The organism is Agrococcus sp. SL85, from assembly GCF_026625845.1.
GTDB lineage: Bacteria > Actinomycetota > Actinomycetes > Actinomycetales > Microbacteriaceae > Agrococcus.
Genome location: NZ_CP113066.1, coordinates 1,420,107 through 1,444,761 on the forward strand (window position 1 = coordinate 1,420,107; position 24,655 = coordinate 1,444,761).

Sequence of the window (24,655 nt, forward strand, 5' to 3'; positions counted from 1 at the left end):
GTGGCTCCTCTCTCCTCTTGGTGCGACCCGACCGGTCGGCCGGGCCATGTCGAGGACGCTAGGAGCGGGCCTGCGGCGCGCGGATCGACCGTTCGGGTCCGTCGCGCGCGCCGACCGTCTCGACGTCGCTGACCGAAGGTCGATCCCGAGCACGACGTTCGGAGGGCGGCTGCGCGGGGCGATCCGCGTAGCGTCGTGGGCATGAGCACTCCCAAGCAGCGCGCGGACACCGTCGCCACGGCCGTCATGCTCGCCGTCATCACCATCGCGACGATCGCGCTCGGCGCGGCCGAGGGCATCGCGCTGCCCGGGCGGATCGCGATCGCCGTGGGGCTCGGGCTCCTCGCGGCGATCGTCACCCGTGCCGTGCTCGCTCGCCGGGCCTCGGCCCGCGATCGCGTCAGTGGAAGCGGACCAGATCGGCCTTCGCCGCACGGATGAGCGTCTGCACGCGATCGCGCACGCCCCACTTCGCCATGACGCGGCCCAGATGGGTCTTGACGGTGGCCTCCGAGACGTGGAGCTCCCCGGCGATCTCGGCGTTCGAGAGCCCCCGCGCGAGCAGCCGCACGATGTCCAGCTCGCGCTCCGACAGCTGCTCGGAGCTGTGCAGCGGCTCGGGGACGCGCGCCGCCGGCCCCTGCGAGACGGTCTCGACGAGCTCGCGCGTCACCTGCGGCGAGATGACGTAGGAGCCCTCGTGCACGTCGCGGATCGCCGCGACGAGCTCGTCCGGCTCCGTGTCCTTCACGAGGTATGCGGTGGCGCCGGCGCGCAGCGCGGGGATCAGGAAGCGCTCGGAGGTGAAGGTCGTGAGCGCGATCACCCTCGTCCCGGGGTGCGCCTCGAGGACGGCGCGGGTCGCGTCGGCGCCGTTCATGACCGGCATCTGCATGTCCATGAGGACCACGTCGGGCCTGAGCGTCCCGCACGCGCGGACCGCCGCGGCGCCGTCCGCCGCCTCGCCCGCCACGACCATGTCGTCGGCGCTGCTCACGAACACGCCGAGCGCATGGCGCATCAGCGCCTCGTCGTCGACGATCAGCACGCGGATGGGCGACATGGGGGAGAGTGTACGGCGCGACTGGCCGAACGTCGCGGGTCGATCGAGACGTTCGGAGGGCGTGCGCTCGGCTCCTGACGACGAGACTGGGCCCACCATCCACGAACGAGGAGCCCCGATGTCCAAGAGGACCATGGGCGGCGCAGCCGCCGCAGCCGTGATCGCCCTGCTGGTGACGACGGGCGGTGCGCTCGCGCCCTCGCCCGCGGCGATGGAGCAGGCGCCGCGCGCCGCGTCGTCCGTGCCCTCCCCGAAGGCCGTGCCGGTCTCGCAGGAGGTGTTCTGGGAGCGCATCTGCCGCATGCTGAGGCTCTGCGGCTGAGCGACCGCGGCCGAACGGCCTCGGCGACGGTCGGCGAGACGATGGGACGGGGGCGATGAGCCGGCGCGCGAGCCTCTCGATCGACCGGATCCGCGAGCGCCTCAGGCAGGGCGGCGAAGGCCGCCCCCTGGGTCGCGTGGCTCGAGCGCTGCTGCTCGTCGTCGTCGGCGTCATCGCCGCGACCGAGCTCGCATGGCTGCTGCTCGGCGGCGACGCGGGCCCGATCGGGAGCGCGCTGGCGGAGCTCGCGCTGACCCTCTCCTTCGCGGTGTTCGCGTGGCGACCGCCCGCCGGTGCGCTCGTGCTCGTGGCCAGCGCCGGGGCGACGGTGCTCGTGGGCACCGGCATGCTCGGCGCGCTGGTGCTCGTGGTCGGCGCCGGCCTCGTCGTCGCGACGTGCAGCTCCGCCGTGATCGTCGGGTACGCGCTCTCGGCGGGGGTGGTCTGCGGCGCCGTCATCATGCTGGCGCCCGCGAGCGGCGCGTCGGAGGACGCAGCGACGCTCGCCGTCGTCGCGACGCTCAGCTCGGCCGCAGGCCTCTACCTCCGGTGGCTGCGCGGCCGCGCGAGCGCCCTCGAGAGCGCGCTCGTCGAGCAGGACCGCGCCCGGGAGATCGCGACGCAGATCGAGCGCGACCGGATCGCCGACGAGCTCCACGACCTGATCGCGCACGAGCTCACGATCATCGCGATGCACGCGCAGGTCCTCCGTCGCACGGACGAGCCCGCGTCCCGACAGCTGGCCGAGGGTGCGATCGCCGACGCTGCGCGCAAGGCGCTCGCCGACATCCGCCGCGTCCTGCGCGTCGCCGCGATGTCGCGGTCGGACGAGCCGGACGTCGACAGCATCCGGAACCAGCTCGGCGTGAGCCTCGAGGACGTGCGCTCCCAGATCGAGACGGCGGGCGGCGAGCTGCTGGTCGAGGGATCGGCCGGGACGCTGCCGCCCAGCATCGACACCGCGCTCGGCCGGATCGTGCGAGAGGCGACCTCCAACGTCCTGAAGCACGGCGGGGCCGGAGCCCCCGTGACGATCTCGCTCGGGCGCGCCGACGGTCGCGTGCGGCTCCGCGTCCGCAACGGCAGGGGCGGCAGTCCCCGTGCGCTCGAGCTGCCGACCGGCGGCTACGGGATCGCCCGCATGCGCGCGCGTGCCGAGGCGCTCGGCGGTGCGTTCGAAGCAGGCCCCGCTGGGGAGGGCTGGACGATCGAGGTGTCGCTGCCAGCGGGATGATCCGACGCGTCGATCCCCGCATCCGGTCGCAGGCGTCATACCATGGAGGCGTCGGCCCAGCCGACGACGAGCAGGATCGACGTGGATCCCCCATCCCGTCCGCCTGCGGCGGCGCCCCCTCCCCCCAGGCGGGCGCCGCCCCTCGTCGTCGTGGGGCCCTCTCCACACCGGCGCCCCCTCGGGCCGCGCCCTCGGCCCTCCGCCGCCTACCGTGCCGCCATGCCAGGCACCGCACCCGTGCGCGGGATCCCCTTCGTCGCCGGAGCGGCGCGCGCCGCCGCCCCGGCATCCTCGGCGCGGACGGCGGCCGACGGCTCGGCGCTGCGCGAGTTCGCCGAGCTCGCGCCGCTCGTCGCCGACCCCGCCGTCACCGACGTCTTCGTCACCGGCGGGCAGGTGTGGGCGGATCGGGGCAGCGGCGCCGAGGCCCTCGGCCGCATCGCGCCCGAGCGGGCTCGCGCGCTCGCCGTCGCGCTCGTCGCTGCGGGCGGCAGGCACGTCGACGAGGCGACGCCCTGCGCCGACGTGCGGCTGCACGACGGCATCCGCGTGCACGCCGTGCTGCCGCCCGTCGCGGTCGCCGGCGCGCAGGCTCTCGATCCGGCTGCCGCGCGTCGAGGCGCTCTCGCTCGATGAGCTCGAGGGCGCGGGTGCGTTCGCGCGCGTGCCGCTCGCGGCGGTGCGGGCGCTCGTGGCGAGCCGCGCGAACGTGCTCGTCACGGGCGCGGGCGGCTCCGGCAAGACGACGCTGCTGGGCGCGATGCTCGCCGAGGCCGCGCCCGCCGACCGCATCGTCACGATCGAGGACGTCGCCGAGCTGCGCATCCGCCACCCGCACGTCGTCGCGCTCGAGGCGCGGCAGGCGAACGCCGAGGGCGCGGGCGAGGTGGGGCTCGAGCGGCTCGTGCGCGAGGCGCTGCGAATGCGTCCGGACCGGCTCGTGCTGGGGGAGTGCCGCGGCGCCGAGGTGCGCGAGCTGCTCGCGGCGCTCAACACGGGCCACGACGGCGGGGCGGGCACGCTCCACGCCAACTCGCTCGACGACGTCCCGGCTCGACTGGAGGCGCTCGGTGCCCTCGCGGGCCTGACGCCCGCTGCGCTCGCGCGGCAGGCGGTGAGCGCCATCGGGGCGGTGCTGCACGTGGAGCGCGATGCCGAGGGCAGGCGCGTGGTCGCGATCGGGCGGCTGGGGCTCGAGGGCGAGCGGTTGACCGTGCTGCCGCGGGAGTCCGGGTCGCCCGTGCGCGCGACGGGATCGCTGGCCGCGTCGCCGCGCACGCCTGCGCCGTCGCCGCCGGAGCCGCGATGAGCGGCGCCGCCCAGGCGTCGGCGCTCGAGGGCGCCGCGGCCACCGTGCACCGGGTGGCGGCGCTCGCGGCCGGCGGCCTGCCGCTCGAGCGCGCGTGGGTCCTCGCGGGCTCGACCCCGGAGGCCGCGGACGACTCGGCGGGCGGTGCGGTCTCCTCGGTGCTCGCGGTCGCAGAGGCATCCGGCGCCCCCACCGCGGCGACGCTGGAGCGGCTCGCCGGGCTGCTCCGCGAGCAGGCGGCGCAGCGCCGCGGGCTCGAGGCCGCGCTCGCCGGCCCGCGCGCCACCGCGCGGCTCGTCGCGCTGCTCCCGCTCGTGGGGCTCGGCTTCGGCGCGGCCCTCGGCCTCGACATCGCCGCGGCGGTGCTCGGCGGCGGTCTCGGCACGTGGTCGATGCTCGCCGGCGCGCTGCTGCTCTGCGCGGCCTGGTGGTGGTCGCGGCGCATCGTCGCGGCCGCCGCACGGGGCCCCTCGGCGCCCGGCCTGCCGCTCGACCTCGTCGCGGTGGCGCTCGCCGGCGGCGGCTCGGCGGCCGCCGCTCGGCGGAGCGCGGCAGCCGCGCTCGAGGGTGCCGAGATCGATCCGGCCGACTGGACGGCCGTCGACGAGGCGCTCGCGCTCGCCGAGCGCGCGGGCGTGCCCGTGCGCGGGCTCCTCGTGGCCGAGGCGACCGCGGCGCGCACCCGCGCGCGGCTCGAGGCGGAGGCGCGGGCGCAGCGCGCGGGTGTGCGGCTCGCGCTGCCGCTCGGGGTCTGCGTGCTCCCCGCGTTCACGCTGCTCGCGATCGTGCCGCTCGTGATCTCGATGCTGCGGTCCTCGCTCGCGCCGCTCGGCTGACGCGTCGCTCGCGCAGCTCGTGCGGCCCGGCTCGTGCCGCGTTCGATCGGGCTGAGCGGAGCACCGGCCGCACAGTGCGGCTCGCGATGCGCTCCGACCGATCGAGCGCGCCGTCCGCGCGATGCGCTCCGGGCTCCGTGTGCGACCACCGCCAGGGGCGGGTCCCGCCGTCCTCCACAGGCGGTCGCGGGGGCCGCGCGGGCCGCGCGGCGGCGGGCGCATGCTGGCGCCTCCACCCACGAGAGAGAGGAGGCGAGCATGCGGATGCTCGACAGGCTGGTGCACGAGGAGGACGGCGCGGCGACCGCCGAGTACGTCATCGCGACGATGGCGGCGGTGGGCTTCGCCGGGCTGCTGGTGGTGATCCTGCGCTCCGACGAGGTGCGCGGCATCCTCACCGACATGGTGCAGCGTGCCCTCACGGTGCAGTAGCAGCCCGCGCGCGGGCAGGAGGGCCCTCACGGCCCTCCGCGGCGAGCTCGGCGCGGTGACCGCCGAGGCTCGCCGCAGCGCTGCCCGCCGCCGTGCTCGCGCTCGCCATCGCGGTGGGCGCGGTCGCGGCGGCGGCCGCGCAGGTGGGGCTCGAGCAGTCGGCGGGCGCAGCCGCCCGAGCGGCCGGTCGCGGCGACGACCCCGCCGCCTACGCGCGCGGCGCGACGCTGCGGATCGAGGCCCACGGCGGGCTCGTCTGCGCGGTGCTCGAGCGACCGGGCCTCGGCGGGGCGCTCACGCTCCGGGCTCGCTCGTGCGCGAGCGCCGAGGGCCGATGATGCGGCTCGCCGACGACCGCGGCTCCGGCACCGTGCTCGTGCTCGGCATCGCGGCGGCGGTCCTCGCGCTCGCCCTGCTCGTCGTCGGCGCCGGCACCGCCAGCATCGCCCAGGCGCGGGCCGCCGCTGCCGCGGACGCCGCGGCGCTCGCGGCGGCCGACGCGCTGAGCGGCTACGCGACGGGAGACCCGTGCGGCCTCGCGAGCCGCGTGGCGGCGGCGAGCGGCGCGCGTCTCGACGCCTGTGAGGTGACGGGCCTCGACGTGCGGATCGCGGCCTCCGTGCCCGTCGGGCCGCTCGTCGCGAGCGGCGTCGCGCGCGCCGGGCCGCCGCGATGATGGCCGCACCGGCGCCCGCAGGACGTGCTGCGAGCCGCGCCTGCGCCGTCGGCGAACGGCCATGCCCGGGCTGTGAGCGCGCAATGGCGCCATGTGTATTGTGTCGAGTCGTGGCCCGCTCGGGCCGGATCCCCTACGAAGAGCAGTGAGCGTGAGCATGGGCAAGAAGCTCGTGATCGTCGAGTCCCCCGCGAAGGGCAAGACCATCGAGCAGTACCTCGGGGAGGGGTACCAGGTGCTGGCATCGGTCGGACACATCCGCGACCTCGTGAGCCCGCGCGACCTGCCCGCCGACCTCAAGAAGGGCGCCTACGGCAAGTTCGCCGTCGACGTCGAGAACGGCTTCGCCCCGTACTACGTCGTCTCCGACGAGAAGAAGAAGACCGTCACCGAGCTGAAGCGCGCGCTCAAGGACGCCGACGAGCTCATCCTCGCCACAGATGAGGACCGCGAGGGCGAGGCCATCGCGTGGCACCTGCTCGAGGTGCTGAAGCCCAAGGTGCCCGTGCAGCGCATGGTGTTCCACGAGATCACCAAGGACGCCATCGAGCAGGCGAAGGACTCGATGCGCGAGCTCAACATGCCGCTCGTCGACGCGCAGGAGACCCGCCGCATCCTCGACCGCCTCTACGGCTACGAGGTGAGCCCCGTGCTGTGGCGCAAGGTGCGGCAGGGCCTCAGCGCCGGGCGCGTGCAGTCGCCCACCGCGCGCCTCATCGTCGACCGCGAGCGTGAGCGCATGGCGTTCGTCTCGGCCGGCTACTGGAGCCTCAGCGCCCAGTTCGAGGCCGAGGGCAGCCGCTTCGGGGCGCGCCTCGTGCGCCTCGACGGCGCCCGCATCGCCACGGGCTCCGACTTCGACGACCGCGGCGAGATCAAGGGCGTCCGCACCGTGCTCGACCAGGCGGGCGCGCAGGCGCTCGCGAGCGAGCTCGAGTCGACCTCGTTCCGCGTCGCCGGCGTCGAGTCGAAGCCGTACCGCCGCCGTCCCTCAGCGCCCTTCACCACCTCCACGCTGCAGCAGGAGGCGGGCCGCAAGCTCAAGCTCTCGGCGAAGCAGACCATGTCGGTCGCGCAGTCGCTCTACGAGCAGGGCTACATCACCTACATGCGCACCGACTCGCCCTCGCTCTCGGCGCAGGCGATCCAGGCCGCGCGCAAGCAGGCCACCTCGCTCTACGGCGGCGCATCGATCCCGCAGACCCCGCGCCACTACTCGGGCAAGTCGAAGTCGGCCCAGGAGGCGCACGAGGCCATCCGCCCCTCGGGCGAGACCTTCCGCACGCCCTCCGAGGTCAAGGGCTCGCTCACGCCCAACGAGCAGCGCCTCTACGAGCTCATCTGGAAGCGCACGGTCGCGAGCCAGATGATCGACGCCACCGGTCAGACGGCGACGATCACGATCGCCTCCGAGCGCACGAGCCGCGGCGTCGCCGAGTTCACCGCCTCCGGCACGGTCATCACCGAGCCCGGCTTCCTCCAGGCCTACGAGGAGTCGAAGGAGGACGCGCGCTACGCCGACGAGGCGCCCGCCGAGGGCGGCCAGGGCGAGGCGCGCCTGCCCGACGTCGCCGAGGGCGCCCCGGTCGGCCTCGCGGAGCTCGAGCGCAAGGACCACCAGACGACGCCGCCGCCGCGCTACACCGAGGCGAGCCTCGTGAAGGCGCTCGAGGAGCTCGAGATCGGCCGACCGTCGACCTACGCCTCGATCATCGACACGATCGTGCGCCGCGGCTTCGTCACCGTGCGCGGCGGCGCGCTCGTGCCGGAGTGGATCGCGTTCTCGACGATGAACCTGCTCGAGGAGCACCTGGGCGACTACGTCGACTACGACTTCACCGCCGAGATGCTCGCCGACCTCGACCGCATCGCCGACGGCGAGCTCGACCGCCAGGCGTGGCTGCAGGGCTTCTACTACGGCAAGGGCGACCGCCCCGGCCTGCACGCGACGGTCTCCGAGCTCGGCGAGATCGACGCGCGCGCCGTCAACTCGATCCCCGTCGCCGACGGCATCACGCTGCGCGTGGGCCAGTACGGCCCCTACCTCGAGGGCACCGGCCCCGACGGCGAGGTCAAGCGCGCCAACATCCCCGAGGACCTCACCCCCGACCAGCTCACGCCCGAGAAGGCGCAGGAGCTCTTCGAGGCGGAGCCCGTCAAGGACCGCGTGCTCGGCCCGCACCCCGAGACCGGCCTCGACGTGGTCGTGAAGGATGGCCGCTTCGGGCCCTACATCGAGGAGGCCCTCCCGGTCGAGCTCGACGACGAGGGGAAGCCGGTCGCGCCGAAGAAGGGCAAGGCCGCGCCCAAGCCGCGCCGCGCGTCGATCTTCAAGTCGATGGAGCCGGAGTCGATCGACCTCGAGACCGCGCTCAAGCTGCTCGCGCTGCCGCGCGTCGTCGGCGTCGACCCGGAGTCGGGCATCGAGATCACCGCGCGGCCCGGCCGCTACGGCCCGTTCCTCTCGAAGGGCGACGACACCCGCTCGCTCGACGCGGAGGACCAGATCTTCTCGATCACGGTCGAGGAGGCGGTGGAGCGGTTCGCCCAGCCGAAGTACGGCGCGCGCCGCCAGGCGAGCGCGCTCAAGGAGTTCGACGCCGACCCCGTGAGCGGCAAGCCCGTGAAGGTGCGCGACGGCCGCTTCGGGCCCTACGTCACCGACGGCGAGACGAACGCGACCATCCCGCGCGGCGAGGACGTCGAGGCGATCACCTTCGAGCGCGCGATCGAGCTGCTGCAGATCAAGCGCGAGAAGGGCCCCGCGAAGAAGCCCGCGCGCAAGGCTCCCGCGAAGAAGGCGCCCGCGAAGAAGCCGGCGGCCAAGAAGGCGCCCGCCAAGAAGCCGGCGGCCACGAAGGCGCCCGCGAAGAAGCCGGCCGCCGACTCGTGAGCGGCTCCGGCTCCGGCGCCTTCATCACCCTCGAGGGCGGCGACGGCTCCGGCAAGTCGACGCAGGCGGCGCTGCTGCAGGCCTGGCTCGAGGCGGAGGGCCGCACGGTCGTGCGCACGCGCGAGCCCGGCGGCACGACCCTGGGCGTCGAGATCCGCCGGCTCGTGCAGCACACGGAGGGGCACGTGGCGCCGCGCGCCGAGGCGCTGCTCTACGCCGCCGACCGCGCGCACCACGTCGCGACGCTCGTGCGCCCCGCGCTCGAGCGCGGCGAGGTGGTGCTGCAGGACCGCTACCTCGACTCCTCCGTGGCCTACCAGGGGGCCGGGCGCGAGCTGGAGCCGGGCGAGGTCCGCGAGCTGTCGCTGTGGGCCGCCGACGGCCTGCTGCCCGACCTCACGATCCTGCTCGACCTCGACCCGGCCGCCGGCCGCGAGCGCATGGCGGGCCGCGCCGACGCCGTCTACGACCGCCTCGAGGAGGCGGGGGAGGCGTTCGCCGACCGCGTGCGCGCCGCGTACCTCGCGCTCGCCGAGGCCGAGCCCGAGCGCTTCGTCGTCGTCGACGCCTCGGGCGAGCCGGAGGCCGTGCACGCGCGCGTGGTGTCGGCCGTGCGTGCGATGCTCGACGCGCGCGGCTGACGCGCGGGACGGGAACGGGCGAGCGGGGCGCATGGGCGGCTGGAGCGAGATCGTCGGCCAGGGCGAGGCCGTGGCGCAGCTGCGCCGCGCCGCCGCCGACGAGCCGGGCGCCATGACCCACGCCTGGCTGCTCACGGGCCCGCCGGGATCCGGGCGCTCGAACCTGGCCTACGCCTTCGCGGCCGCGCTGCTCTCCGGCCCCGCCGGCATCGAGCCGGAGGTCGAGACGCTCGTCGAGGCGCGCACGCACCCCGACCTCGTCACGCTCGCGACCGAGGGGGTCCTCATCACGATCGCGCAGGCGCGCGCCGTCGTGCAGCGCGCAGCGCTCGCGCCCTCCACGGCCAGGCACCGAGTCATCGTCGTCGAGGACGCCGACCGGATGGCGGAGCGCACCTCGAACGCGCTCCTCAAGGCGCTCGAGGAGCCGCCGCCCGAGACCGTGTGGATCCTCTGCGCGCCCTCCGAGGCCGACCTGCTGCCCACCATCCGCTCGCGCGTGCGCACGGTCACCCTCCAGGTGCCCGCGCCCGAGGCGGTCGCGCGGCTGCTCGTCGAGCGCGACGGCGTCGACCCGGCGCTCGCCGAGCGCGCCGCGCGCGAGGCGCAGAGCCACATCGGCATGGCGCGCAGGCTCGCGACGAGCGAGGAGGCGCGCACCCGCCGCGAGGAGACGCTGCAGATCGCGATGCGCGTCTCGACCGCGTCGTCGGCGGTGCTCGCCGCCGCGCGCTACGTCGAGATCGCGACCGCCGACGCCGACGCGCTCTCCGCCGAGCGCGACGAGGCCGAGCGCGCGCAGGCGCTCCACCAGCTCGGCATCGAGCCGGGCGGCACCGTGCCGCCGCAGCTGCGGCGCCAGCTGAAGGAGCTCGAGGACGCGCAGAGGGCTCGCGCGAAGCGCGGCATGCGCGACGGCGTCGACCGCATCCTCGTCGACCTGCTCTCGCTCTACCGCGACATCCTCGTCACGCAGCTGGGCGCCGGGCGCGAGCTCGTCAACGAGGCGATGCGGCCGACCGTGCAGGCGGCGGCCGACTACCTGCGCCGCGCCGACGTCATCGAGGTGCTCGACGCCCTCCGGCTCGCGCGCGAGCGCATCGAGGGCAACGTGCCGCCCCTGCTCGCCCTCGAGGCGATGCTCGTGCGCGCCGCCCGTGCGGCGCAGCGCCGCTGAGCGCGGCGTCCTCGGGCCGCGTCCCCGCGCATCCATAGGCCGCGGGCGTAGCGTGGTCGTCATGCATCGCCCCCGCCGCGGCACGGCCGCCCTCGCCGTCCTCGCCGCGTCCGCGATCGCCCTCACCGGCTGCATCCCGCTGCCGCCCGCGCTGCCCACCGCGCCCGCGGCAACGTCCTCGACCGACCCGGGCCAGCCGCCGTGGGAGCCGACGGGCGAGCAGGTCGCGCCCGGCCTCGAGCAGTACTACGGGCAGGACGTCGACTGGACGGACTGCGGCGCCAACTGGTGCGGCACGATCACGGCGCCGATGGACTGGTTCGGGCAGGGCGAGGAGACGATCGAGCTCGCCGTCACCGTCGCGCCCGCGACGGGCGAGCGCGAGGGCGCGATCCTCTACAACCCGGGCGGCCCCGGCGCCTCCGGCGTCGAGTACGTGCAGCAGTACGCCGACTACCTCATCCGGCCGGAGGTGCGCGAGCACTACGACCTCGTGGGCTTCGACCCCCGAGGCGTCGGGCAGTCGACGCCCATCTCCTGCTACGACGACCCGAAGGAGCTCTACGACTGGCTCTGGGAGATCCCGGAGGGCCCCGCGCCCGAGCCGCTCAGCGACGAGGACCTCGAGCAGCAGCTCGCGTCGGCCCAGTGGTTCGCCGACTCGTGCCTCGAGCACACGGGCGACTACTTGCAGCACATCGGCACCGAGCAGGTCGCGAGCGACATGGACCTCATGCGCGCGCTGCTCGGCGAGGACCGCCTCGACTACCTGGGGGTCTCGTACGGCACGCTCATCGGCTCGACCTACGCCGACCTCTTCCCCGAGAACGTCGGCCGGATGGTGCTCGACGCGGCGGTCGCGCCGGACTCCACCGACTTCGACGGCACGCTCTACCAGGCTGCCGGCTTCGAGCTCGCCTACGGCAACTTCGCGGCCGACTGCCTGCAGCAGGCCGACTGTCCGTTCGAGGCCGACACCGAGGAGGGCGTCCTGGCCGAGACGCGAGCCCTGATCGACGACCTCGACGCGAGCCCCATCCCCGTCGCCGACGGGCGCGAGCTCGGCTCGAGCGCCTTCTTCGTGGCGATCGCCGCGAACCTCTACGCCGACTTCCAGTGGCAGGCGCTGCGGGCGATCATCGGCGACGTGCTCGAGGGGTCCGGCGAGAGCGCGTTCCAGGCCGCCGACGAGTACTACGGCGTGAACCCCGACGGCAGCTTCGCCGACAACTCGCTCGAGGCGCTCATCGCGGTCAACTGCCTCGACTACCCGGCGGTGACCGACTGGGACGAGGTCCGCGCGAACGCCGAGCGGATCCTCGCCGCGGCGCCGACCCTCGGCCCCGACTTCATCGGCCTCGGCTCGTGCGCCGCCTGGCCCTTCGAGGCCACGCGCGAGCCGCACGAGATCACCGCGCCCGGCGCGGAGCCGATCATCGTGATCGGCGGCCGCAACGACCCCGCGACGCCGTACCAGCAGGCCGTCGACCTCGCCGACATGCTCGAGTCGGGCGTGCTGATCTCGGTCGACGCCGAGGGCCACGGGCAGTACGGCCAGGGCGACGCGTGCGTCGACGAGCCCGTGGACGAGTACTTCCTCACCGGTGTCGCGCCGATGGGCCCGATCGACTGCTAAGCGGCGCGCCGGCCCTGTGCCGTCGGGTCGTCGGCGGCGTCCAGATGCGCTAGGATCGTTGTTCGTGCCCACGGCACGCCGCCTTAGCTCAGTCGGCAGAGCGATTCACTCGTAATGAATAGGTCGGGAGTTCGATTCTCCCAGGCGGCACCAGCACCCGAAACGGCCCCTGACCGGGACTTCTTCAAGAAGACCAGGTCAGGGGCCGTTTCGTCGTTCCAGGGGCGGTGGCACCCTATCCGGCACCCTACGAGCCGAGCAGCGCGTCCATCTGCCCCGCAAGCGCCTTCTCGGCGTCCTCGAGCGGGTGGATGTAGGTGCGCATCGTGAACGCGGGATCGGTGTGGCCGAGGTTCTTGGCGACGACGGCGACGTCCTGCCCTGACTGCTTGAGCTGCAGCGTCGCCGCGGTGTGGCGCGCCTGGTACCGCTTGACGTAGGGGAGGCCCGCGACATCGAGGAGCCGCCGCCACGCCTTCGTGTCCACGCCGTCGCCGATGGGCGTGCCCTTGACGGACGAGAAGACGAGGTCGTGCTCCCAGCCCTTCCAGTCGGAGTCGAGGCGCTCGAGCAGCTGCCGTGCACGGTGCTCGCGCATGGCCTCGATCACGCGGCCGGAGGCGCGGATCGTGCGGTGGCCGGCGTGCGTCTTCGGGAACGGCTGCAGCGCGAACCCTCCGCCCTTCACGGCGCGCATCTGCTGCTTGACGGTGACGAGGCCGGCGTCGAGGTCGACGGCGTCCCAGGTGAGGCCGAGCGCCTCGGAGGGGCGGATGCCGAGCATGAGGGCGACCAGCCAGCGCGCCTCCATGCGGGACCCGCGGGCGGCCTCGAGGATCGCGCGCGTGTCCGCGACCGAGTAGGAGGTCGTCTGCGGCTTCGCGGCCTTCGGGAGGTCGACGAGCGCGGCGGCGTTGCGGACGATGTGGCCGCGCTTCTCCGCGACCTTGAGCGCGCCGCTGAGGGTGGAGTGGTAGCGGCGCACCGTCGCGGCGCTGAGGGGCTTGGCGCCGCGCTCGGTCGGGTTGAGCATCGCGTCGATCCACTGCTCGACGTGCTCGGGGCGGAGCTCGGCGAGGGGGATGCGGCCGAGGGCCGGCGCGAGGACGGAGCGCACGATGAGCGTCTGCGTGTCGCGGTAGCGGGGCGCCCAGTGGAGGCCCGTGGTGAGCCAGTGCTCGAGCCAGGCGTCGACGGTGTACTTCGCGTTGACGTCGAGGCCGGCGTCGCGGAGGGCGATGAGCGCCTTGCGCTTCACGTTGGCGGCGTTCTTCGTGACGGCGGAGAAGTAGCGGCGCTGCCCGTGGACGGTGATGTAGCCGCGCCATCGGTCGCCGGACTTCACGATCGAGCCGTCGCCCTTGATGTTCCTAGCCACTGAGCCCCCTGGCGATCGCGTTGGTGAATCGGCCGCGCGCCTGCCGGCCGTAGGTGCGGCGCCCGAGGCGCTGCATGCAGTGCGTCCGGTAGTGGACGACGAGGTCCTCGGTGACCTCAAGCGCGTCGGCGAGGTCGTGCACGGAGTGCGAGTGGCGTTCGGCTTCGGCGTAGGCGGTGGCGTCGATGAGCAGCTGCGCCGCCCAGGTGTCCGCCTCGCGCTCGTTGCGGTCGTTGCCGCACTCGTGGCCGTGGACGACGTGGCCGAGCTCGTGGGCGATGACGGCGCGCTCCTCGACGGGCGTGAGGCCGAAGGTGAAGTAGACGCGCGCCTCGGTCGGCTCGTAGTAGCCGAGCACGCCGTCCTCGAGGTGCGCGAGGTGGAGCGTGACGTCGTGCTGCGAGGCGATCACGGCCAGGTCACTCAGCGTGGGGCTGGTCGGCCTTCCGCCGTCCGCGCTTCGCTGCCAGTCCATATGCGCTCTTCGTCCCCTCGTCTCGACCATGCACCGCAGTAGCGACATCCGTTCCGTTTCCGCTGACGCTAGGTGCGGCCTCCGACAACGGCTTCCGCGGGACGCCGTGGAGCAGCGATGCCGGGTCGATTTCGAGGGCGTGGCCGATCGCGTCTAGGTCGGCCAGCGATAGCGGGGACTCGCAGCGCAGCCGGATCGAGACGTAGTTCTGCGAGCGGCCGATCATGCGGGCGAGTTCGCGGTCGCTGATTCCGCGGTTGTCGAGCACTCGCGCGATCGCGCGCGCGATGTCGCACGCCCACTCGGTCATCGGGGCTGGGGTCCTTGCCATGGGTTCGAGAGTACACGCCATGAACCGAATACGGAACAGAAGTGGCCATTTGCCGACTCGGAAGCGACACGCCGAACCGAGATAGGTTTGGCGATGAACCGAAACGGGTTCATACTCGACGCCATGACCACCCCCACCACCACCCTCGGAGACCGCGTCGCCGCCGCCGTCCGAGCCCACATGGGCTGGCAGCGCAAGAGCGTTGCCGACCTCGCCAAGGTGCTGGGCCTCGGGGCGAAGGCCGCCAGGCGCCGCTACAACGGCGCCCAGGAGTTCTCGCTCTACGAGGTCGAGCGCCTCGCCGACTGGCTCGAGGTCGACAAGTACGACCTCGCCGCCGGCCGCCTCCCGGAGCACGCCGCATGAGCGCCGCGCCCGCCCCCACCCCGGCCCGCGTCGACCGGCAGCTGTCGGTCCTCGCCGTCGCGGACCTCCTCGGCGTCGGCAAGAACTACGTCCTCGCCCGGATCGCCGACGGCTCCCTCAAGGCGACGAACCTCGCCGACAACCGGAAGAAGTACCGCATCGCCGAGTCCGACGTGCAGCGCTTCCTCGACTCCCGCACCGTCACCACCGAAGGGGCCCGCGCATGACCCTCGAGACCCTCCCCGCCCGCCTCCCCATCGCTGAGCGCCGCATCAGCGAGCTCGAGGCGATCGCCGAGGCGTGCAAGCGCGCGCTCGCCGCCACCGACGAGGACGGCTCCGCCGAGCGCGAGGTCGTCCGGCAGGCCCGCGACGTCGCCGAGGCCACCGCCGACCTCATCACCTGGACCGGCCTCGCCGACGACATCGACCGCACCCGCACCACGCTCGCTGCCCTCGATGCCGCCCACGTGATCGCCATGCTGCACCCGCCGCTCGACGCGCTCGGCGTGAAGGTGCCCCGATGAACGCCGACCGCATCCTCGAGCGCCTCGTCGGCCCCGCTCTCGGCTACCTCACCCTCGTCGGACTCGTCGCCGCAGGACTGGTGACCGCATGAGCCGCTACGGCATCCGCTACAGCATCCGTCGCACCATCGCCGGCTGGCTCGTCACCACCCCCAACGACGGCTACACGTTCGCGCCGTCGCACGCGGCCGCGATCGAGCAGGTCGCCGCCTACGAGGTGTCGCGCCTCGGCGGCTGGGACTGGTGGCCTCGCCCCGTCCCCGGCGCCGTCTACCTCGTCAACGCCCACACCGGCGCCACCCACCGCTTCCACAACCACCAGCAGGCCGCGCTGTTCCTCACCGCCCTGCAGCACCGGAAGGCCGCCGCATGAGCCCCCGCACCCGCGCGTCCGCGAAGGCCGCCGGCACGCGCTTCGAGCGGCTCATCGCCGACACCCTCGCCGCCCACGTCGACGACCGCATCGACCGGCGCGTGAAGACCGGCGCCGCCGACAAGGGCGACATCGCTGGCGTCCGCCACCTCGGGCAGCGCGTGACCGTCGAGTGCAAGGACACCACCCGCGCCGAGCTCGGCGCGTGGGTGGGGGAGGCGGAGACCGAGCGCGGCAACGACGACGGCCTGGCCGGCCTCGTCATCCACAAGCGCCGCGGCCACGGCGACGGCCTCGACCAGTACGTCACCTGCACCGTCCGCGACCTCGTCGCCCTCCTCACGGGGGAGCGGCCATGAACGACTACCAGCCGACCGAAGAGCAGATCGAAGCGCTCGCGCGGCTCGACTTCGAGCGGATGAACCCGGACTTCAAGTTCGACCTGATGTCGGCTCGCACGAAGGAGCGAGGCACGGCCAAGTACCGCGAACTCGTGGCGACGCCTGAGTTCCAGTCGCTCGTCCGGGCGGCGCAGGCAGAAGCGGTGCGGGAAGCGGGGACGACCGAGTTCCAACCGAGCTTCGGCATCTCCTATAGCGGCCTGGACGCCCAACAGCGCCTGCACCGTCGCGCGGACCGGATCGAGGCGCCCGATGCATGACCTCGACGAGCGTGCGGACGACCGCGCCGACCACGACCACATCAACGACGACCACTGGAACGCCATGAAGGAGGACTCCCGATGAAGCATTGCCCGCGCTGCGGTCTCGACTCCGTCCGCACCATCGACCACGCCGAGACCTGCACGGACCCGTCGTGCGAGTGGCCGAAGGTGGCCCGCGCATGAGCGGCGACCGCTTCGTCTGCCCCGACGACCACAAGCACGACGAGACGCGCACTTGCTACGCGCGCCACGGCTGCCGCTGCGACGCCTGCCGCGCCCGTACCGCTGGCGAGTCCCGGGCTCACCGGCGAGCGAACGGCGCGAAGCCGCGCGGCGAGCTCGCACCGTGCGGCACCACGGCCGCGTACCGCCGCCACGAGCGCAACGGCGAGCAGCCTTGCCAGGCCTGCCGCACCGCCCACGCTGACGCCCGCCGCCAGCGCGAGCAGGACCGCCGCGTCGCCAGCATCACCTCGGTCGCCGGCACCCCGGCCGTCCACTACGACGGCGACGCGATCGTGCTCGCCTGCAGCGCTGACGAGGCGCGCATGATCGCGGCCGCCGTGCTCGACCGGGCCATCGCCTACGAGCGGCAGCCCGTCCACACCAGGCAGACCGCAGAGCAGCGCGGCAAGGCCGACGCGCTCCGCGACCTCCACAAGCGCATCACCACCATCACCCGATCCGCCGCCGCCTGAGCGGCCCACCACCAGGAGACCCGATGAACGACCAGACCCCCCGCCCCGACTTCGACGCGATCGTCGCCGAGCGCACCCAGCTCAAGGCGATCGCCGACGACGCCGCCACCCGCATCAAGCAGATCGACGACCAGCTGCGCGACCTCGGCTACGGCTCCCACCCGTACGCCGGCGTCCGCGTGTCGATCGAGCACAACCGGCGCCTCGACGCCGACCGCTTCCAGCGGGCCTACCCGCCCGCGACGCACGCCGCCCTCTACAAGGTCACCGTCGCCCCCGACCTCACCGCGATCAAGGAGCAGATCGCCCCCGCCGACCTCGACGCCTTCTACAACGAGGGCACGCCCAAGGTCGTCGTCCGATGAGCGGCACCATCGAGCCCTGGATCGGCCGCACGCTCCGCGATCGCAACCGCGGGTGGGAGAAGCGCACCATCCGAGTCATCGGCGTCGCCGCCATCCAGGTCTCCTCGGTCGGCGTGCGGACGAAGTCGACCATCTACGAGGTCGAGCAGATCACGAACATGCACGGCCAGCCCGAGGTGAAGCGCGCCCGCATCCAGGAGCACATCCTCAAGGCGAAGTGGCGCGACGCATGACTCTCACCATGACCGACCTCTTCTGCGGCGCGGGCGGCAGCTCGACCGGCGCAACGACCATCCCCGGCATCACAGTGCGCCTCGCGGCGAACCACTGGGACCTCGCGATCGAGACGCACAACGCGAACCACCCCGACACCGACCACCTGCAGGCCGACATCTCGAACACCGACCCGCGGTACGTCCCGGGCACCGACATCCTGTGGGCGTCGCCCGAATGCACGAACCACTCGCGCGCGAAGGGCCGCAAGGTCGCCCGCCAGCCCGACCTCTTCGGCGACGTCCTCCCCGACGCGGCCGCCGAGCGCTCGCGCGCCACCATGTGGGACGTCGTCCGCTTCACCGAGGTGCACGGCTACAAGGCGATCCTCGTCGAGAACGTCGTCGAGGTCGCCGACTGGTCGGCCGAGTGGGGCGAGCGCGGCGGCCTCTTCAAGGCGTGGCTGGCCGCCATGCACTCGATGGGCTACGAGCACCGCGTCATCTCCCTCAACTCGATGCACGCCCAGGCCTACGGCCTCCCCGCGCCGCAGTCGCGCGACCGCGTCTACATCGCGTTCTGGCGCCGCGGCGACAAGGCGCCCGACTTCGAGCGCATGCAGCGGCCGCGCGCCTACTGCCCCTCGTGCGACGAGGTCGTCGAGGCGATGCAGTCGTTCAAGAACGGCGACGGCTCCCGTCCCGGCCGCTACCGCTCGCAGTACGTCTACCGCTGCCCGAAGGTCACCTGCCGCTACCAGATCGTCGAGCCCGGCTGGCTGCCCGCCGCGTCGATCATCGACTGGTCGAACCCTGGCATCCGCATCGGCGACCGCGCCGAGCTCGGCATGAAGGCCCTCGCCGACAAGACGCTCGCGCGCATCCGCGCCGGCATCGAGCGCTACTGGTCGCCGATCCACCTCGAGGCCGCCGGCAACGCCTACGACGCCACCGACCCGAAGCACACCGCCCACGGCCGCGGCGACGGCTACGTGCGCGCCTGGCCGACCGACGACGTGCTCCGCACCCTGCACACGACCATGTCGAAGGGCGTCGCCTGGCACCCGTTCCTCACGCAGTTCCGCGAGCGGGTGCGCGACCTCGACCCGAGCGCCGAGGTGCTGCCGACGGTCGTCGCCGACGGCGCCAACCACGGCCTCGTCGCCCCGCCCTTCATGCTCGAGCGCACCTTCGAGTACCGCACGCGCGATGTCGATGGCCCGCTCTCGACGGTCACGGCGAACGACACGAGCAAGGCGCTCGCGTTCCCGCCGCTGATCGCTGAGCTCCGCGGTGGCGGATCCTTCGCGCGCCGCGCCGACGACGCGCTCGCGACGGTCACGGCCTCGGGCAACCACCACGCGCTCGTGATGACGAACACGCACGGCAACCGCGCGCGGCCGGACTCCGAGCCGATGCCGACCATGACGACGGCGGGTGGCGGCGGCCACGGCCTGCTCATGCGCATGAACAACAACCGTGGCGACCAGTCGAGCCTCACAACGCCCGTCCGCGAGCCCGCGCGCACGGTCACCACCGCCGGCCATCAGGCGCTCCTGCGATCGCAGCAGCGGACGATCGACGTGCATGACGTCTACTTCCGGATGCTCGAGCCTGGCGAGATCAAGCAGGCGATGGCGTTCCCCGCCGACTACGAGATGCGCGGCAACCGCCGCGAGCAGGTGAAGCTCTCGGGCAACGCCGTCACGCCGCCCGCCGCGCGCGACCTCGTCGCGACGGTCGCCGAGGCCTACGGAGTCGCTGCATGATCGCCTCCAGCCAGGATCTTCTCTCGCGCGCTGGTCCGATGTCACCTTCGCTACGGATCTCGTCTTCCTCCTCGGGGTCAGGCTCCCAGTACCCATGTCCGCCGACGCCGTCCACTGCGTTCTCAGCCCAGTTCGCCCAGACGCCGACCCAAGCCGGCATCGAGGCGAGGATCTCCGCCAATGCAGCAGGGTCGTTCGCCAACGCTTCGGCGACTGCCGTCACCTGCCCGCGGCACTGCGGACGGATGACGCTCCACGTGAAGTCGGTCAACTGCCCGAACGGGGCTCGCTTGATCTTGGACAGGATCTCGAGCGCAGTGTGCGCGCCTTCCGCTGGCGACGTTCTGAGCAGCGCTTCGAGCGATGCCCAGCTCTCGATGGACGACTGCCGGCCGTCGGGTCCGTACTCGGCTTCACCCCAGCTCAGGATCGCCTGGAGGAGACGGAGCTTCTCCTCGCGTCTGGCCACGCCCTCGGCCCGTTCGTTCGACCGCGTCTCGAGAGCCAGCGCCGCCTCCGACAGATTCTTGGCGCTGGAAGCGATCACCAAGCTCACGATCGTCGCGAGCAAGGCAGCAAGGCCGAGCCCTCCAGGCACCGCCACGTCCGCGAGCCATTGGAAGGGCTCAGCTTCAAAGAGCGGTGCGGGATCGGGCGGCAGCGGCTTCATGCGCCGAATGCTAACGGGGGTGCGGGCATGAGCCGATTCGAGCCGATCCGCAGCGGGACACGCAGCCAGTTCGACCACGCGGTCGTCGTCGGCCGCGACCTGACCGCCGTCGTCGCCGACGCGATCCGGCAGCAGCCCCGCACCCTGCAGAAGTCGATCGGCCCGTCCGAGATCGGGAACCCGTGCGCCCGCGCGATCCTCTCGAAGCTCGCCGGCGCCACCGACCCGCGCGCGGGCGAGGCCGCGTGGCGGCCCGCCGTCGGCACCGCCATCCACGCGCAGCTCGAAGGCTGGTTCCGGCCCCTCCACGACCGCTACCTCGTCGAGCAGCGCGTCCACCTCGGCCAGTGGGCCGGGCAGGACATCGCCGGCACCTGCGACCTCTACGACCTCCACACGCGCACCGTCATCGACTGGAAGTCGGGCTCCCAGACCCGCATCAAGGCGTACCGCGCCAACGGCCCCAACGACACCTACCGCATCCAGGCGCACCTGTACGGGCTCGGCCTCCTCCGGTCGACCGCGCACGTTCCCGAGCACGTCGCCCTCGTCTGGGTCCCCCGCGACGGCGACCTCACCGACATGCACGTCTGGTCCGAGCCGTTCGACCCGGGCGTCGCCCTCGACGCCCTCACCCGCCTCGACGGCCTCGCCGCCGAACTCCGCCTCCTCGGACTCGAGGCGGCCCTCAACGAGCACCCCACCTGCACCGACCACTGGTGCGGATGGTGCCGGGCCACGACACGGCCCACCACCCTCGCCGAGGCCTTCGCCGCGGCAACCCGATGATCCACGACAGAACAGGAACCCCCACCATGTCCCTCGCAGACGCGATCGCCGCCTCCGGCGGCATCCCCTCCGCCTTCGCCAAGGACGACACGATCGGCGCCACCATCACCGGCGTCGTCGAGTCCGCCGACCTCCGCCAGACCACCCACTACGAGACCGGCGAGCCCGAGACGTGGCAGGACGGCAACCCGAAGCAGCAGGTCGTCGTCACCCTGCAGACCGACCAGCGCGACCCCGCCCTCCCCGACGACGACGGCAAGCGCCGCGTCTACATCAAGTGGTGGGGCGACCAGAAGAAGCAGCTGCTCGCCGCCATCAAGGCGGCCGGCGTCGGCGACCTCCTCCCCGGCGGCACCTTCACCGCCACCTTCACCGGCCTCGGCGAGGCGCCCAACCCGCGCCTCAACCAGCCCAAGCTGTTCACCTACCGCTACCAGGCGCCCCCCACCGGGCTCGCCCAGGCGGTCGCCGAGCAGCCCCAGCGGGCCGCCCCCACCGCGCCGGCCGCGCCCGCCGAGGTGTGGGGCCCGCCCACGCCGACCGCCGACCAGCCCGACAAGGAGCTGCAGGCGAAGGTGACCCAGATGCGCGGCCTCGGCCTCGCCGACCCGCAGATCGCCGCCGCCCTCGGCGTCGACATCGCCCTCATCGCCGAGACCCCCTTCTAGACCCTCGGCCGGGCCAGCCGACCCAGCGGCGCGCGCAGGTGCAAGCCCTGCAGGCCCACGAACCCCACGACGCACCCCCACGACGCAAGGAGCCCACGGTGACGATGACCGCGGAGACCCCCGCCAACCCGATCCTCGACGCGGCCCTCGACCTGCTCGCGCACGGGTACTCGATCGTCCCCATCCGCGCCGACGCGTCCAAGGCGCCCGCGCTCGCCTCCTGGCGGCACTACACCGCCCAGCGCGCCACCCCCGACACCGTCCGGGCCTGGTTCGCCGACGGCGGCCACGACCTCGGCGTCGTCCAGGGCGCCATCAGCGGCGGGGCGGAACTCACCGAACTCGAGGGCCGCGCCGCCCACCGCCTCCCCGAACTCCGCGAACTCGCCTACGCGTCCGGCCTCGGCGACGTGTGGGACGCCATCACCCGCGGCTGGGTCGAGATGTCCCCGTCCGGCGGCTGGCACTTCCACTACCGCGTCACCGGCATCGACGTGCCCGGCAACCTCAAGCTCGCTCGCAACGCCGACCGCGAGGTCCTCGCCGAGACCCGCGGCGAAGGCGGCCAGGTCGTCGTCGCACCCTCCACCCGCCACGCCACCGGGCAGCCGTGGCGGCGCATCGTCGGCAGCCCCGCCACCGCCCCCACCATCACCGCCGAGGAGCGCGCCGCCCTCCACGAGCTCCTCCGCACCCTCGACGAGCAGCCCGAACAGCCCGCCCCCGCGCCGCGGCCCGCGTCGACGGCCGACCGGCAGGGGAGCGGCGACCGCCTCAAGCCCGGCGACGACTACGAGGCCCGCACCGACTGGGCCGACATCCTCGAGCCCCACGGCTGGACCCTCGTGTACACGCAGGGCCGCACCCGCTACTGGCGCCGCCCCGGCAAGAACATCGGCATCTCCGCCACCACCGGCCACGCCGAAGACCGCGACCGCCTCTACGTCTTCACCAGCAGCACCGAGTTCCAGACGGAGACGCCGTACACGAAGTTCGGCGCCTACGCCGTCCTCGACCACCACGGCGACCACGCCGCCGCCGCCCGCGAACTCGGCCGCACCGGCTACGGCGACAAGCCCCAGCTCGCCGAAGTCATCCACCTCACCCACGCGAACCTCGCCGACGCCGTCGCCGCCGAGACGCCCGCCGACGTCGACGAGCCGCAGCAGACGCAGCCCGTGGCCGAGGCCCCGGGGCCCGCCGCGCCCGTCGACCCGCTCGAGCAGCGCATCAGCGAGGAAGCCGCCCGCCTCCTCATCCAGCGCGAAGCCCGCAAGCGCGTCGAGCAGCTCGACGCCGCCGCCACCCCGCCCACACCCGCCTGGATCGACCCCACCGACCACCTCGACGGCACCTACGCGCCCCCGCAACCCACCATCGGCACCCACCTCCCCGGCGGCCTCCCGATCCTCTACCCGTCCGCCGTCAACGGCCTCGTCGGCGACCCCGAAGCAGCCAAGACGCTCCTCGCCACCGCCATCGCCATCGACACCCTCCACGGCGGCGGCACCGTCGCCTGGATCGACCTCGACCACAACGGCGCCCCCGCCACCATCGCCCGCTTCCGCCGCTTCGGCGCCACCAAGACCCAGCTCGGCAACCCCGACACGTTCCGCCTCGGCCTCCCCGAAGACGCGGCCGCAGCCGACGCGATCGTCGCCGACCTCGTCGCCCGGCCCGCCTCCCTCGTCGTCCTCGACTCCATCGGCGAGCTCCTGCCCCTCTACGGCGCCAGCAGCAACGACGCCGACGAGTACACGCGCGTCCACCAGCAGGTCATGGCGCGCATCGCGACCGCCGGCGCCGCCGTCCTCACCATCGACCACCTCTCCAAAGGCACCGACTCCCGCACCTACGGAGCATCCGGCACCATCGCCAAGAAGCGCGCCTACGACGGCGCCCTCATCCGCGTCACCGTCGAGACCTCCTTCGCGCCCGGCAAGGGCGGCCAGTCCGAGCTGCGCATCATCAAGGACCGCCACGGCGCCCTCCGCGCCCTCGCCGACGGCGGCCGCGAACCCATGCTCGCCCGCTTCGTCCTCGACGAACGCGAGAACTCCGCCACCCGCTGGCACCTCGCCGGCCCCGGCCTCACCATCGGCGACGCGATCGCCGACGTCGACGCCGTCGCCGCACTCGACCCGCCCGCCCGCTCCTACCGCGACATCAAGCACCGCCTCGGCTGGGCCGACCGCCGCAGCCAGGACGCCTGGCGCTCCTACAAGGCACTGTCCGAGGGTGGCGAGTCGTGAACGCCCTACGAGCCCAGGTGGCCCTTGATCGCCGTCTCGATCGCCTCGCGCGGACTGAACGCGTGACGGTCGCCGAGTGCCTCCGACCACACGTTCCAGTCGTCGCCGTCGAGCTCGATCGTCGCGACGTCACGCGTCGAGCCATCCGGAAGCACCAGCCACCGGTTGGTGCCACCCGCCGGGCCCAGCCGCCAGTCCCGCCCGTACAGCGAGAACTCCTTCTCGAAGGGCACGTTCACCTCGTGCAGGGGTCGGAATCGCGTTGCCATGACGCCACCGTAACCCGCCCCGTTCGCACCCCTCCTGCACCTCTGCACCTCAGTGAGGTGCATGCACCTCAGGTGCAGGTGCTTGGCATGCACCTCTGCACCTCCCCCCTAAGGGGAGGTGCAGGTGCAGCAGGTCGATCGGGTGCATCGAACACGAAGACTCCGAGGTGCACCGAGGTGCGCTCCACCGCCACCCCTCGAACCACCGGAGCCCACATGCCGAAGCCCCGCAAGAAGCACCTCCCCACCCGCGCCACCATCCCCGCACGCCACGCCCGCCCCACCACCTGCCCCCGCTGCCAGGCACCCATCCACCGCTTCGACCACGACGACAACCACGGCATCTGGCACCACCCCAAGCACGCCGACCCCCACACCCTCACCGAAGCCGAAGCCATCGCCTGCATCCTCGCCGGCCGACCCATCTACACCTGGCGCACCGACCGCAGCGGACACCACCACCACGGCCACCCCAGCCGCTGGCACCCCGCCACCCGCCACGCACCCGAACACCGCTGCGGGCACGCCTTCCCCGCCCCGCAGATGTACCTGGCGGCGGGGGAGCCCGAACCGTTCGAGCTCGTCGCCGAGCACGACCCCACCAACCGCACCTACCCGTTCTAGGAGAACC

33 protein-coding genes and 1 tRNA gene are annotated in these 24,655 nt (G+C 73.3%); 28 read left to right on the forward strand and 6 right to left on the reverse strand.

What is annotated here, in order from left to right; all coding sequences use genetic code 11:
* The first annotated feature begins 201 nt into the window (after positions 1-201).
* Entirely contained in the window at positions 202-441 is a 240-nt protein-coding gene (locus tag OVA14_RS06970) for a hypothetical protein (protein WP_267503211.1), read from the forward strand.
* Here OVA14_RS06970 and OVA14_RS06975 read toward each other — a convergent pair.
* Positions 401-1,063, reverse strand: coding sequence for a response regulator (locus tag OVA14_RS06975; RefSeq protein WP_267503212.1), 663 nt, complete (start codon positions 1,061-1,063; stop codon positions 401-403). The genes OVA14_RS06970 and OVA14_RS06975 overlap by 41 nt on opposite strands.
* Before the next feature lie 118 nt (positions 1,064-1,181).
* On the opposite strand from OVA14_RS06975, the gene OVA14_RS06980 reads away from it, so the two are divergent.
* The 13 genes from OVA14_RS06980 to OVA14_RS07035 all read left to right on the forward strand — a co-directional run bounded on the left by OVA14_RS06980 (position 1,182) and on the right by OVA14_RS07035 (position 12,372).
* Positions 1,182-1,385 carry a hypothetical protein gene (locus OVA14_RS06980; protein WP_267503213.1) on the forward strand — a complete coding sequence of 68 codons (204 nt, stop codon included), beginning with the start codon at positions 1,182-1,184 and terminating at the stop codon, positions 1,383-1,385.
* A gap of 136 nt (positions 1,386-1,521) precedes the next feature.
* On the forward strand, positions 1,522-2,619 hold the full coding sequence (locus tag OVA14_RS06985) for a sensor histidine kinase (RefSeq protein ID WP_267503214.1): 1,098 nt from the start codon (positions 1,522-1,524) through the stop codon (positions 2,617-2,619).
* A 219-nt stretch (positions 2,620-2,838) separates the two neighbouring features.
* A complete protein-coding gene (locus OVA14_RS13825; protein ID WP_420710667.1) occupies positions 2,839-3,255 on the forward strand; it encodes a hypothetical protein in 417 nt (138 codons plus the stop codon).
* On the forward strand, positions 3,224-3,928 hold the full coding sequence (locus OVA14_RS13830) for a CpaF family protein (protein ID WP_420710648.1): 705 nt from the start codon (positions 3,224-3,226) through the stop codon (positions 3,926-3,928). Before OVA14_RS13825 ends, OVA14_RS13830 begins: the two co-directional genes overlap by 32 nt.
* Entirely contained in the window at positions 3,925-4,764 is an 840-nt protein-coding gene (locus tag OVA14_RS06995) for a type II secretion system F family protein (protein WP_267503215.1), read from the forward strand. The genes OVA14_RS13830 and OVA14_RS06995 overlap by 4 nt, the downstream gene beginning before the upstream one ends.
* A 258-nt stretch (positions 4,765-5,022) precedes the next feature.
* Positions 5,023-5,196 carry a DUF4244 domain-containing protein gene (locus tag OVA14_RS07000; RefSeq protein WP_267503216.1) on the forward strand — a complete coding sequence of 58 codons (174 nt, stop codon included), beginning with the start codon at positions 5,023-5,025 and terminating at the stop codon, positions 5,194-5,196.
* 92 nt (positions 5,197-5,288) lie between these two features.
* Positions 5,289-5,534 (forward strand): hypothetical protein, encoded by a 246-nt coding sequence (locus tag OVA14_RS07005; protein ID WP_267503217.1) that lies wholly within the window; start codon positions 5,289-5,291, stop codon positions 5,532-5,534.
* On the forward strand, positions 5,534-5,872 hold the full coding sequence (locus tag OVA14_RS07010; protein ID WP_267503218.1) for an Rv3654c family TadE-like protein: 339 nt from the start codon (positions 5,534-5,536) through the stop codon (positions 5,870-5,872). The genes OVA14_RS07005 and OVA14_RS07010 overlap by 1 nt, the downstream gene beginning before the upstream one ends.
* A 157-nt stretch (positions 5,873-6,029) precedes the next feature.
* Entirely contained in the window at positions 6,030-8,765 is a 2,736-nt protein-coding gene (topA, locus tag OVA14_RS07015) for a type I DNA topoisomerase (RefSeq protein ID WP_420710649.1), read from the forward strand.
* Positions 8,762-9,406, forward strand: a complete 645-nt coding sequence (gene tmk / locus OVA14_RS07020; protein WP_267503219.1) for a dTMP kinase — start codon at positions 8,762-8,764, stop codon at positions 9,404-9,406. Before topA ends, tmk begins: the two co-directional genes overlap by 4 nt.
* A gap of 31 nt (positions 9,407-9,437) precedes the next feature.
* On the forward strand, positions 9,438-10,583 hold the full coding sequence (locus OVA14_RS07025) for a DNA polymerase III subunit delta' (protein WP_267503220.1): 1,146 nt from the start codon (positions 9,438-9,440) through the stop codon (positions 10,581-10,583).
* A 61-nt stretch (positions 10,584-10,644) separates the two neighbouring features.
* Positions 10,645-12,219: an alpha/beta hydrolase gene (locus OVA14_RS07030; RefSeq protein ID WP_267503221.1), complete on the forward strand. Its 1,575-nt coding sequence runs from the start codon at positions 10,645-10,647 to the stop codon at positions 12,217-12,219.
* A gap of 77 nt (positions 12,220-12,296) precedes the next feature.
* Positions 12,297-12,372, forward strand: a tRNA-Thr gene (locus OVA14_RS07035).
* Between the two features lie 94 nt (positions 12,373-12,466).
* Here OVA14_RS07035 and OVA14_RS07040 read toward each other — a convergent pair.
* The 3 genes from OVA14_RS07040 to OVA14_RS07050 are packed head-to-tail and all read right to left on the reverse strand — an operon-like array spanning position 12,467 to position 14,382.
* Positions 12,467-13,597, reverse strand: coding sequence for a tyrosine-type recombinase/integrase (locus OVA14_RS07040; protein WP_267503222.1), 1,131 nt, complete (start codon positions 13,595-13,597; stop codon positions 12,467-12,469).
* On the reverse strand, positions 13,590-14,009 hold the full coding sequence (locus OVA14_RS07045) for an ImmA/IrrE family metallo-endopeptidase (protein ID WP_267503223.1): 420 nt from the start codon (positions 14,007-14,009) through the stop codon (positions 13,590-13,592). Before OVA14_RS07045 ends, OVA14_RS07040 begins: the two co-directional genes overlap by 8 nt.
* A 7-nt stretch (positions 14,010-14,016) precedes the next feature.
* A complete protein-coding gene (locus OVA14_RS07050; RefSeq protein WP_267503224.1) occupies positions 14,017-14,382 on the reverse strand; it encodes a helix-turn-helix domain-containing protein in 366 nt (121 codons plus the stop codon).
* Between the two features lie 144 nt (positions 14,383-14,526).
* Between OVA14_RS07050 and OVA14_RS07055 the strand changes: the two genes are divergently transcribed.
* From OVA14_RS07055 to OVA14_RS07100, 10 genes are all read left to right on the forward strand, one after another.
* A complete protein-coding gene (locus OVA14_RS07055) occupies positions 14,527-14,769 on the forward strand; it encodes a hypothetical protein (protein ID WP_267503225.1) in 243 nt (80 codons plus the stop codon).
* Complete coding sequence (locus OVA14_RS07060; protein ID WP_267503226.1) at positions 14,766-14,996, forward strand: helix-turn-helix domain-containing protein; 231 nt, start codon at positions 14,766-14,768, stop codon at positions 14,994-14,996. Before OVA14_RS07055 ends, OVA14_RS07060 begins: the two co-directional genes overlap by 4 nt.
* Positions 14,993-15,295 (forward strand): hypothetical protein, encoded by a 303-nt coding sequence (locus tag OVA14_RS07065; RefSeq protein ID WP_267503227.1) that lies wholly within the window; start codon positions 14,993-14,995, stop codon positions 15,293-15,295. The genes OVA14_RS07060 and OVA14_RS07065 overlap by 4 nt, the downstream gene beginning before the upstream one ends.
* 88 nt (positions 15,296-15,383) lie before the next feature.
* The gene (locus tag OVA14_RS07070; RefSeq protein WP_267503228.1) at positions 15,384-15,668 is read left to right on the forward strand and encodes a hypothetical protein; all 285 of its coding nucleotides are present in this window, start codon (positions 15,384-15,386) and stop codon (positions 15,666-15,668) included.
* Entirely contained in the window at positions 15,665-16,027 is a 363-nt protein-coding gene (locus tag OVA14_RS07075; protein WP_267503229.1) for a hypothetical protein, read from the forward strand. The genes OVA14_RS07070 and OVA14_RS07075 overlap by 4 nt, the downstream gene beginning before the upstream one ends.
* Complete coding sequence (locus tag OVA14_RS07080) at positions 16,024-16,329, forward strand: hypothetical protein (protein WP_267503230.1); 306 nt, start codon at positions 16,024-16,026, stop codon at positions 16,327-16,329. Before OVA14_RS07075 ends, OVA14_RS07080 begins: the two co-directional genes overlap by 4 nt.
* A 182-nt stretch (positions 16,330-16,511) precedes the next feature.
* Complete coding sequence (locus OVA14_RS07085) at positions 16,512-17,030, forward strand: hypothetical protein (protein ID WP_267503231.1); 519 nt, start codon at positions 16,512-16,514, stop codon at positions 17,028-17,030.
* A gap of 23 nt (positions 17,031-17,053) precedes the next feature.
* Complete coding sequence (locus OVA14_RS07090) at positions 17,054-17,395, forward strand: hypothetical protein (protein ID WP_267503232.1); 342 nt, start codon at positions 17,054-17,056, stop codon at positions 17,393-17,395.
* Positions 17,392-17,628, forward strand: coding sequence for a hypothetical protein (locus OVA14_RS07095; protein WP_267503233.1), 237 nt, complete (start codon positions 17,392-17,394; stop codon positions 17,626-17,628). Before OVA14_RS07090 ends, OVA14_RS07095 begins: the two co-directional genes overlap by 4 nt.
* Positions 17,625-19,376 (forward strand): DNA cytosine methyltransferase, encoded by a 1,752-nt coding sequence (locus OVA14_RS07100; RefSeq protein ID WP_267503234.1) that lies wholly within the window; start codon positions 17,625-17,627, stop codon positions 19,374-19,376. Before OVA14_RS07095 ends, OVA14_RS07100 begins: the two co-directional genes overlap by 4 nt.
* Here OVA14_RS07100 and OVA14_RS07105 read toward each other — a convergent pair.
* Positions 19,312-20,046 carry a hypothetical protein gene (locus OVA14_RS07105; RefSeq protein ID WP_267503235.1) on the reverse strand — a complete coding sequence of 245 codons (735 nt, stop codon included), beginning with the start codon at positions 20,044-20,046 and terminating at the stop codon, positions 19,312-19,314. The two genes, OVA14_RS07100 and OVA14_RS07105, sit on opposite strands and share 65 nt — an antisense overlap.
* A 27-nt stretch (positions 20,047-20,073) precedes the next feature.
* Between OVA14_RS07105 and OVA14_RS07110 the strand changes: the two genes are divergently transcribed.
* The 3 genes from OVA14_RS07110 (at position 20,074) to OVA14_RS07120 (ending at position 23,755) form a co-directional block, all read left to right on the forward strand.
* The gene (locus OVA14_RS07110) at positions 20,074-20,835 is read left to right on the forward strand and encodes a PD-(D/E)XK nuclease family protein (protein ID WP_267503236.1); all 762 of its coding nucleotides are present in this window, start codon (positions 20,074-20,076) and stop codon (positions 20,833-20,835) included.
* Positions 20,836-20,861: 26 nt separating this feature from the next.
* Positions 20,862-21,503 carry a hypothetical protein gene (locus OVA14_RS07115; RefSeq protein WP_267503237.1) on the forward strand — a complete coding sequence of 214 codons (642 nt, stop codon included), beginning with the start codon at positions 20,862-20,864 and terminating at the stop codon, positions 21,501-21,503.
* A 104-nt stretch (positions 21,504-21,607) separates the two neighbouring features.
* Complete coding sequence (locus OVA14_RS07120; RefSeq protein WP_267505521.1) at positions 21,608-23,755, forward strand: bifunctional DNA primase/polymerase; 2,148 nt, start codon at positions 21,608-21,610, stop codon at positions 23,753-23,755.
* A 5-nt stretch (positions 23,756-23,760) separates the two neighbouring features.
* Here OVA14_RS07120 and OVA14_RS07125 read toward each other — a convergent pair whose 3' ends face one another.
* Complete coding sequence (locus OVA14_RS07125; RefSeq protein ID WP_267503238.1) at positions 23,761-24,024, reverse strand: hypothetical protein; 264 nt, start codon at positions 24,022-24,024, stop codon at positions 23,761-23,763.
* Between the two features lie 216 nt (positions 24,025-24,240).
* Here OVA14_RS07125 and OVA14_RS07130 point away from each other — a divergent pair, with 216 nt between their 5' ends.
* Positions 24,241-24,648, forward strand: coding sequence for a hypothetical protein (locus tag OVA14_RS07130; RefSeq protein WP_267503239.1), 408 nt, complete (start codon positions 24,241-24,243; stop codon positions 24,646-24,648).
* The last annotated feature ends 7 nt before the right edge of the window (positions 24,649-24,655 follow it).

Excerpts from the sequence above, each read along its gene's own strand:
- OVA14_RS06970 (WP_267503211.1), top strand. The coding sequence starts at position 202 with ATGAGCACTCCCAAGCAGCGCGCGGACACCGTCGCCACGGCCGTCATG.
- OVA14_RS06975 (WP_267503212.1), bottom strand. The coding sequence starts at position 1,063 with ATGTCGCCCATCCGCGTGCTGATCGTCGACGACGAGGCGCTGATGCGC.
- OVA14_RS06980 (WP_267503213.1), top strand. The coding sequence starts at position 1,182 with ATGTCCAAGAGGACCATGGGCGGCGCAGCCGCCGCAGCCGTGATCGCC.
- OVA14_RS13825 (WP_420710667.1), top strand. The coding sequence starts at position 2,839 with ATGCCAGGCACCGCACCCGTGCGCGGGATCCCCTTCGTCGCCGGAGCG.
- OVA14_RS06995 (WP_267503215.1), top strand. The coding sequence starts at position 3,925 with ATGAGCGGCGCCGCCCAGGCGTCGGCGCTCGAGGGCGCCGCGGCCACC.
- OVA14_RS07000 (WP_267503216.1), top strand. The coding sequence starts at position 5,023 with ATGCGGATGCTCGACAGGCTGGTGCACGAGGAGGACGGCGCGGCGACC.
- OVA14_RS07010 (WP_267503218.1), top strand. The coding sequence starts at position 5,534 with ATGCGGCTCGCCGACGACCGCGGCTCCGGCACCGTGCTCGTGCTCGGC.
- topA (WP_420710649.1), top strand. The coding sequence starts at position 6,030 with ATGGGCAAGAAGCTCGTGATCGTCGAGTCCCCCGCGAAGGGCAAGACC.
- OVA14_RS07025 (WP_267503220.1), top strand. The coding sequence starts at position 9,438 with ATGGGCGGCTGGAGCGAGATCGTCGGCCAGGGCGAGGCCGTGGCGCAG.
- OVA14_RS07030 (WP_267503221.1), top strand. The coding sequence starts at position 10,645 with ATGCATCGCCCCCGCCGCGGCACGGCCGCCCTCGCCGTCCTCGCCGCG.
- OVA14_RS07050 (WP_267503224.1), bottom strand. The coding sequence starts at position 14,382 with ATGACCGAGTGGGCGTGCGACATCGCGCGCGCGATCGCGCGAGTGCTC.
- OVA14_RS07055 (WP_267503225.1), top strand. The coding sequence starts at position 14,527 with ATGACCACCCCCACCACCACCCTCGGAGACCGCGTCGCCGCCGCCGTC.
- OVA14_RS07060 (WP_267503226.1), top strand. The coding sequence starts at position 14,766 with ATGAGCGCCGCGCCCGCCCCCACCCCGGCCCGCGTCGACCGGCAGCTG.
- OVA14_RS07065 (WP_267503227.1), top strand. The coding sequence starts at position 14,993 with ATGACCCTCGAGACCCTCCCCGCCCGCCTCCCCATCGCTGAGCGCCGC.
- OVA14_RS07070 (WP_267503228.1), top strand. The coding sequence starts at position 15,384 with ATGAGCCGCTACGGCATCCGCTACAGCATCCGTCGCACCATCGCCGGC.
- OVA14_RS07075 (WP_267503229.1), top strand. The coding sequence starts at position 15,665 with ATGAGCCCCCGCACCCGCGCGTCCGCGAAGGCCGCCGGCACGCGCTTC.
- OVA14_RS07080 (WP_267503230.1), top strand. The coding sequence starts at position 16,024 with ATGAACGACTACCAGCCGACCGAAGAGCAGATCGAAGCGCTCGCGCGG.
- OVA14_RS07085 (WP_267503231.1), top strand. The coding sequence starts at position 16,512 with ATGAGCGGCGACCGCTTCGTCTGCCCCGACGACCACAAGCACGACGAG.
- OVA14_RS07090 (WP_267503232.1), top strand. The coding sequence starts at position 17,054 with ATGAACGACCAGACCCCCCGCCCCGACTTCGACGCGATCGTCGCCGAG.
- OVA14_RS07095 (WP_267503233.1), top strand. The coding sequence starts at position 17,392 with ATGAGCGGCACCATCGAGCCCTGGATCGGCCGCACGCTCCGCGATCGC.
- OVA14_RS07100 (WP_267503234.1), top strand. The coding sequence starts at position 17,625 with ATGACTCTCACCATGACCGACCTCTTCTGCGGCGCGGGCGGCAGCTCG.
- OVA14_RS07105 (WP_267503235.1), bottom strand. The coding sequence starts at position 20,046 with ATGAAGCCGCTGCCGCCCGATCCCGCACCGCTCTTTGAAGCTGAGCCC.
- OVA14_RS07110 (WP_267503236.1), top strand. The coding sequence starts at position 20,074 with ATGAGCCGATTCGAGCCGATCCGCAGCGGGACACGCAGCCAGTTCGAC.
- OVA14_RS07115 (WP_267503237.1), top strand. The coding sequence starts at position 20,862 with ATGTCCCTCGCAGACGCGATCGCCGCCTCCGGCGGCATCCCCTCCGCC.
- OVA14_RS07120 (WP_267505521.1), top strand. The coding sequence starts at position 21,608 with ATGACCGCGGAGACCCCCGCCAACCCGATCCTCGACGCGGCCCTCGAC.
- OVA14_RS07125 (WP_267503238.1), bottom strand. The coding sequence starts at position 24,024 with ATGGCAACGCGATTCCGACCCCTGCACGAGGTGAACGTGCCCTTCGAG.
- OVA14_RS07130 (WP_267503239.1), top strand. The coding sequence starts at position 24,241 with ATGCCGAAGCCCCGCAAGAAGCACCTCCCCACCCGCGCCACCATCCCC.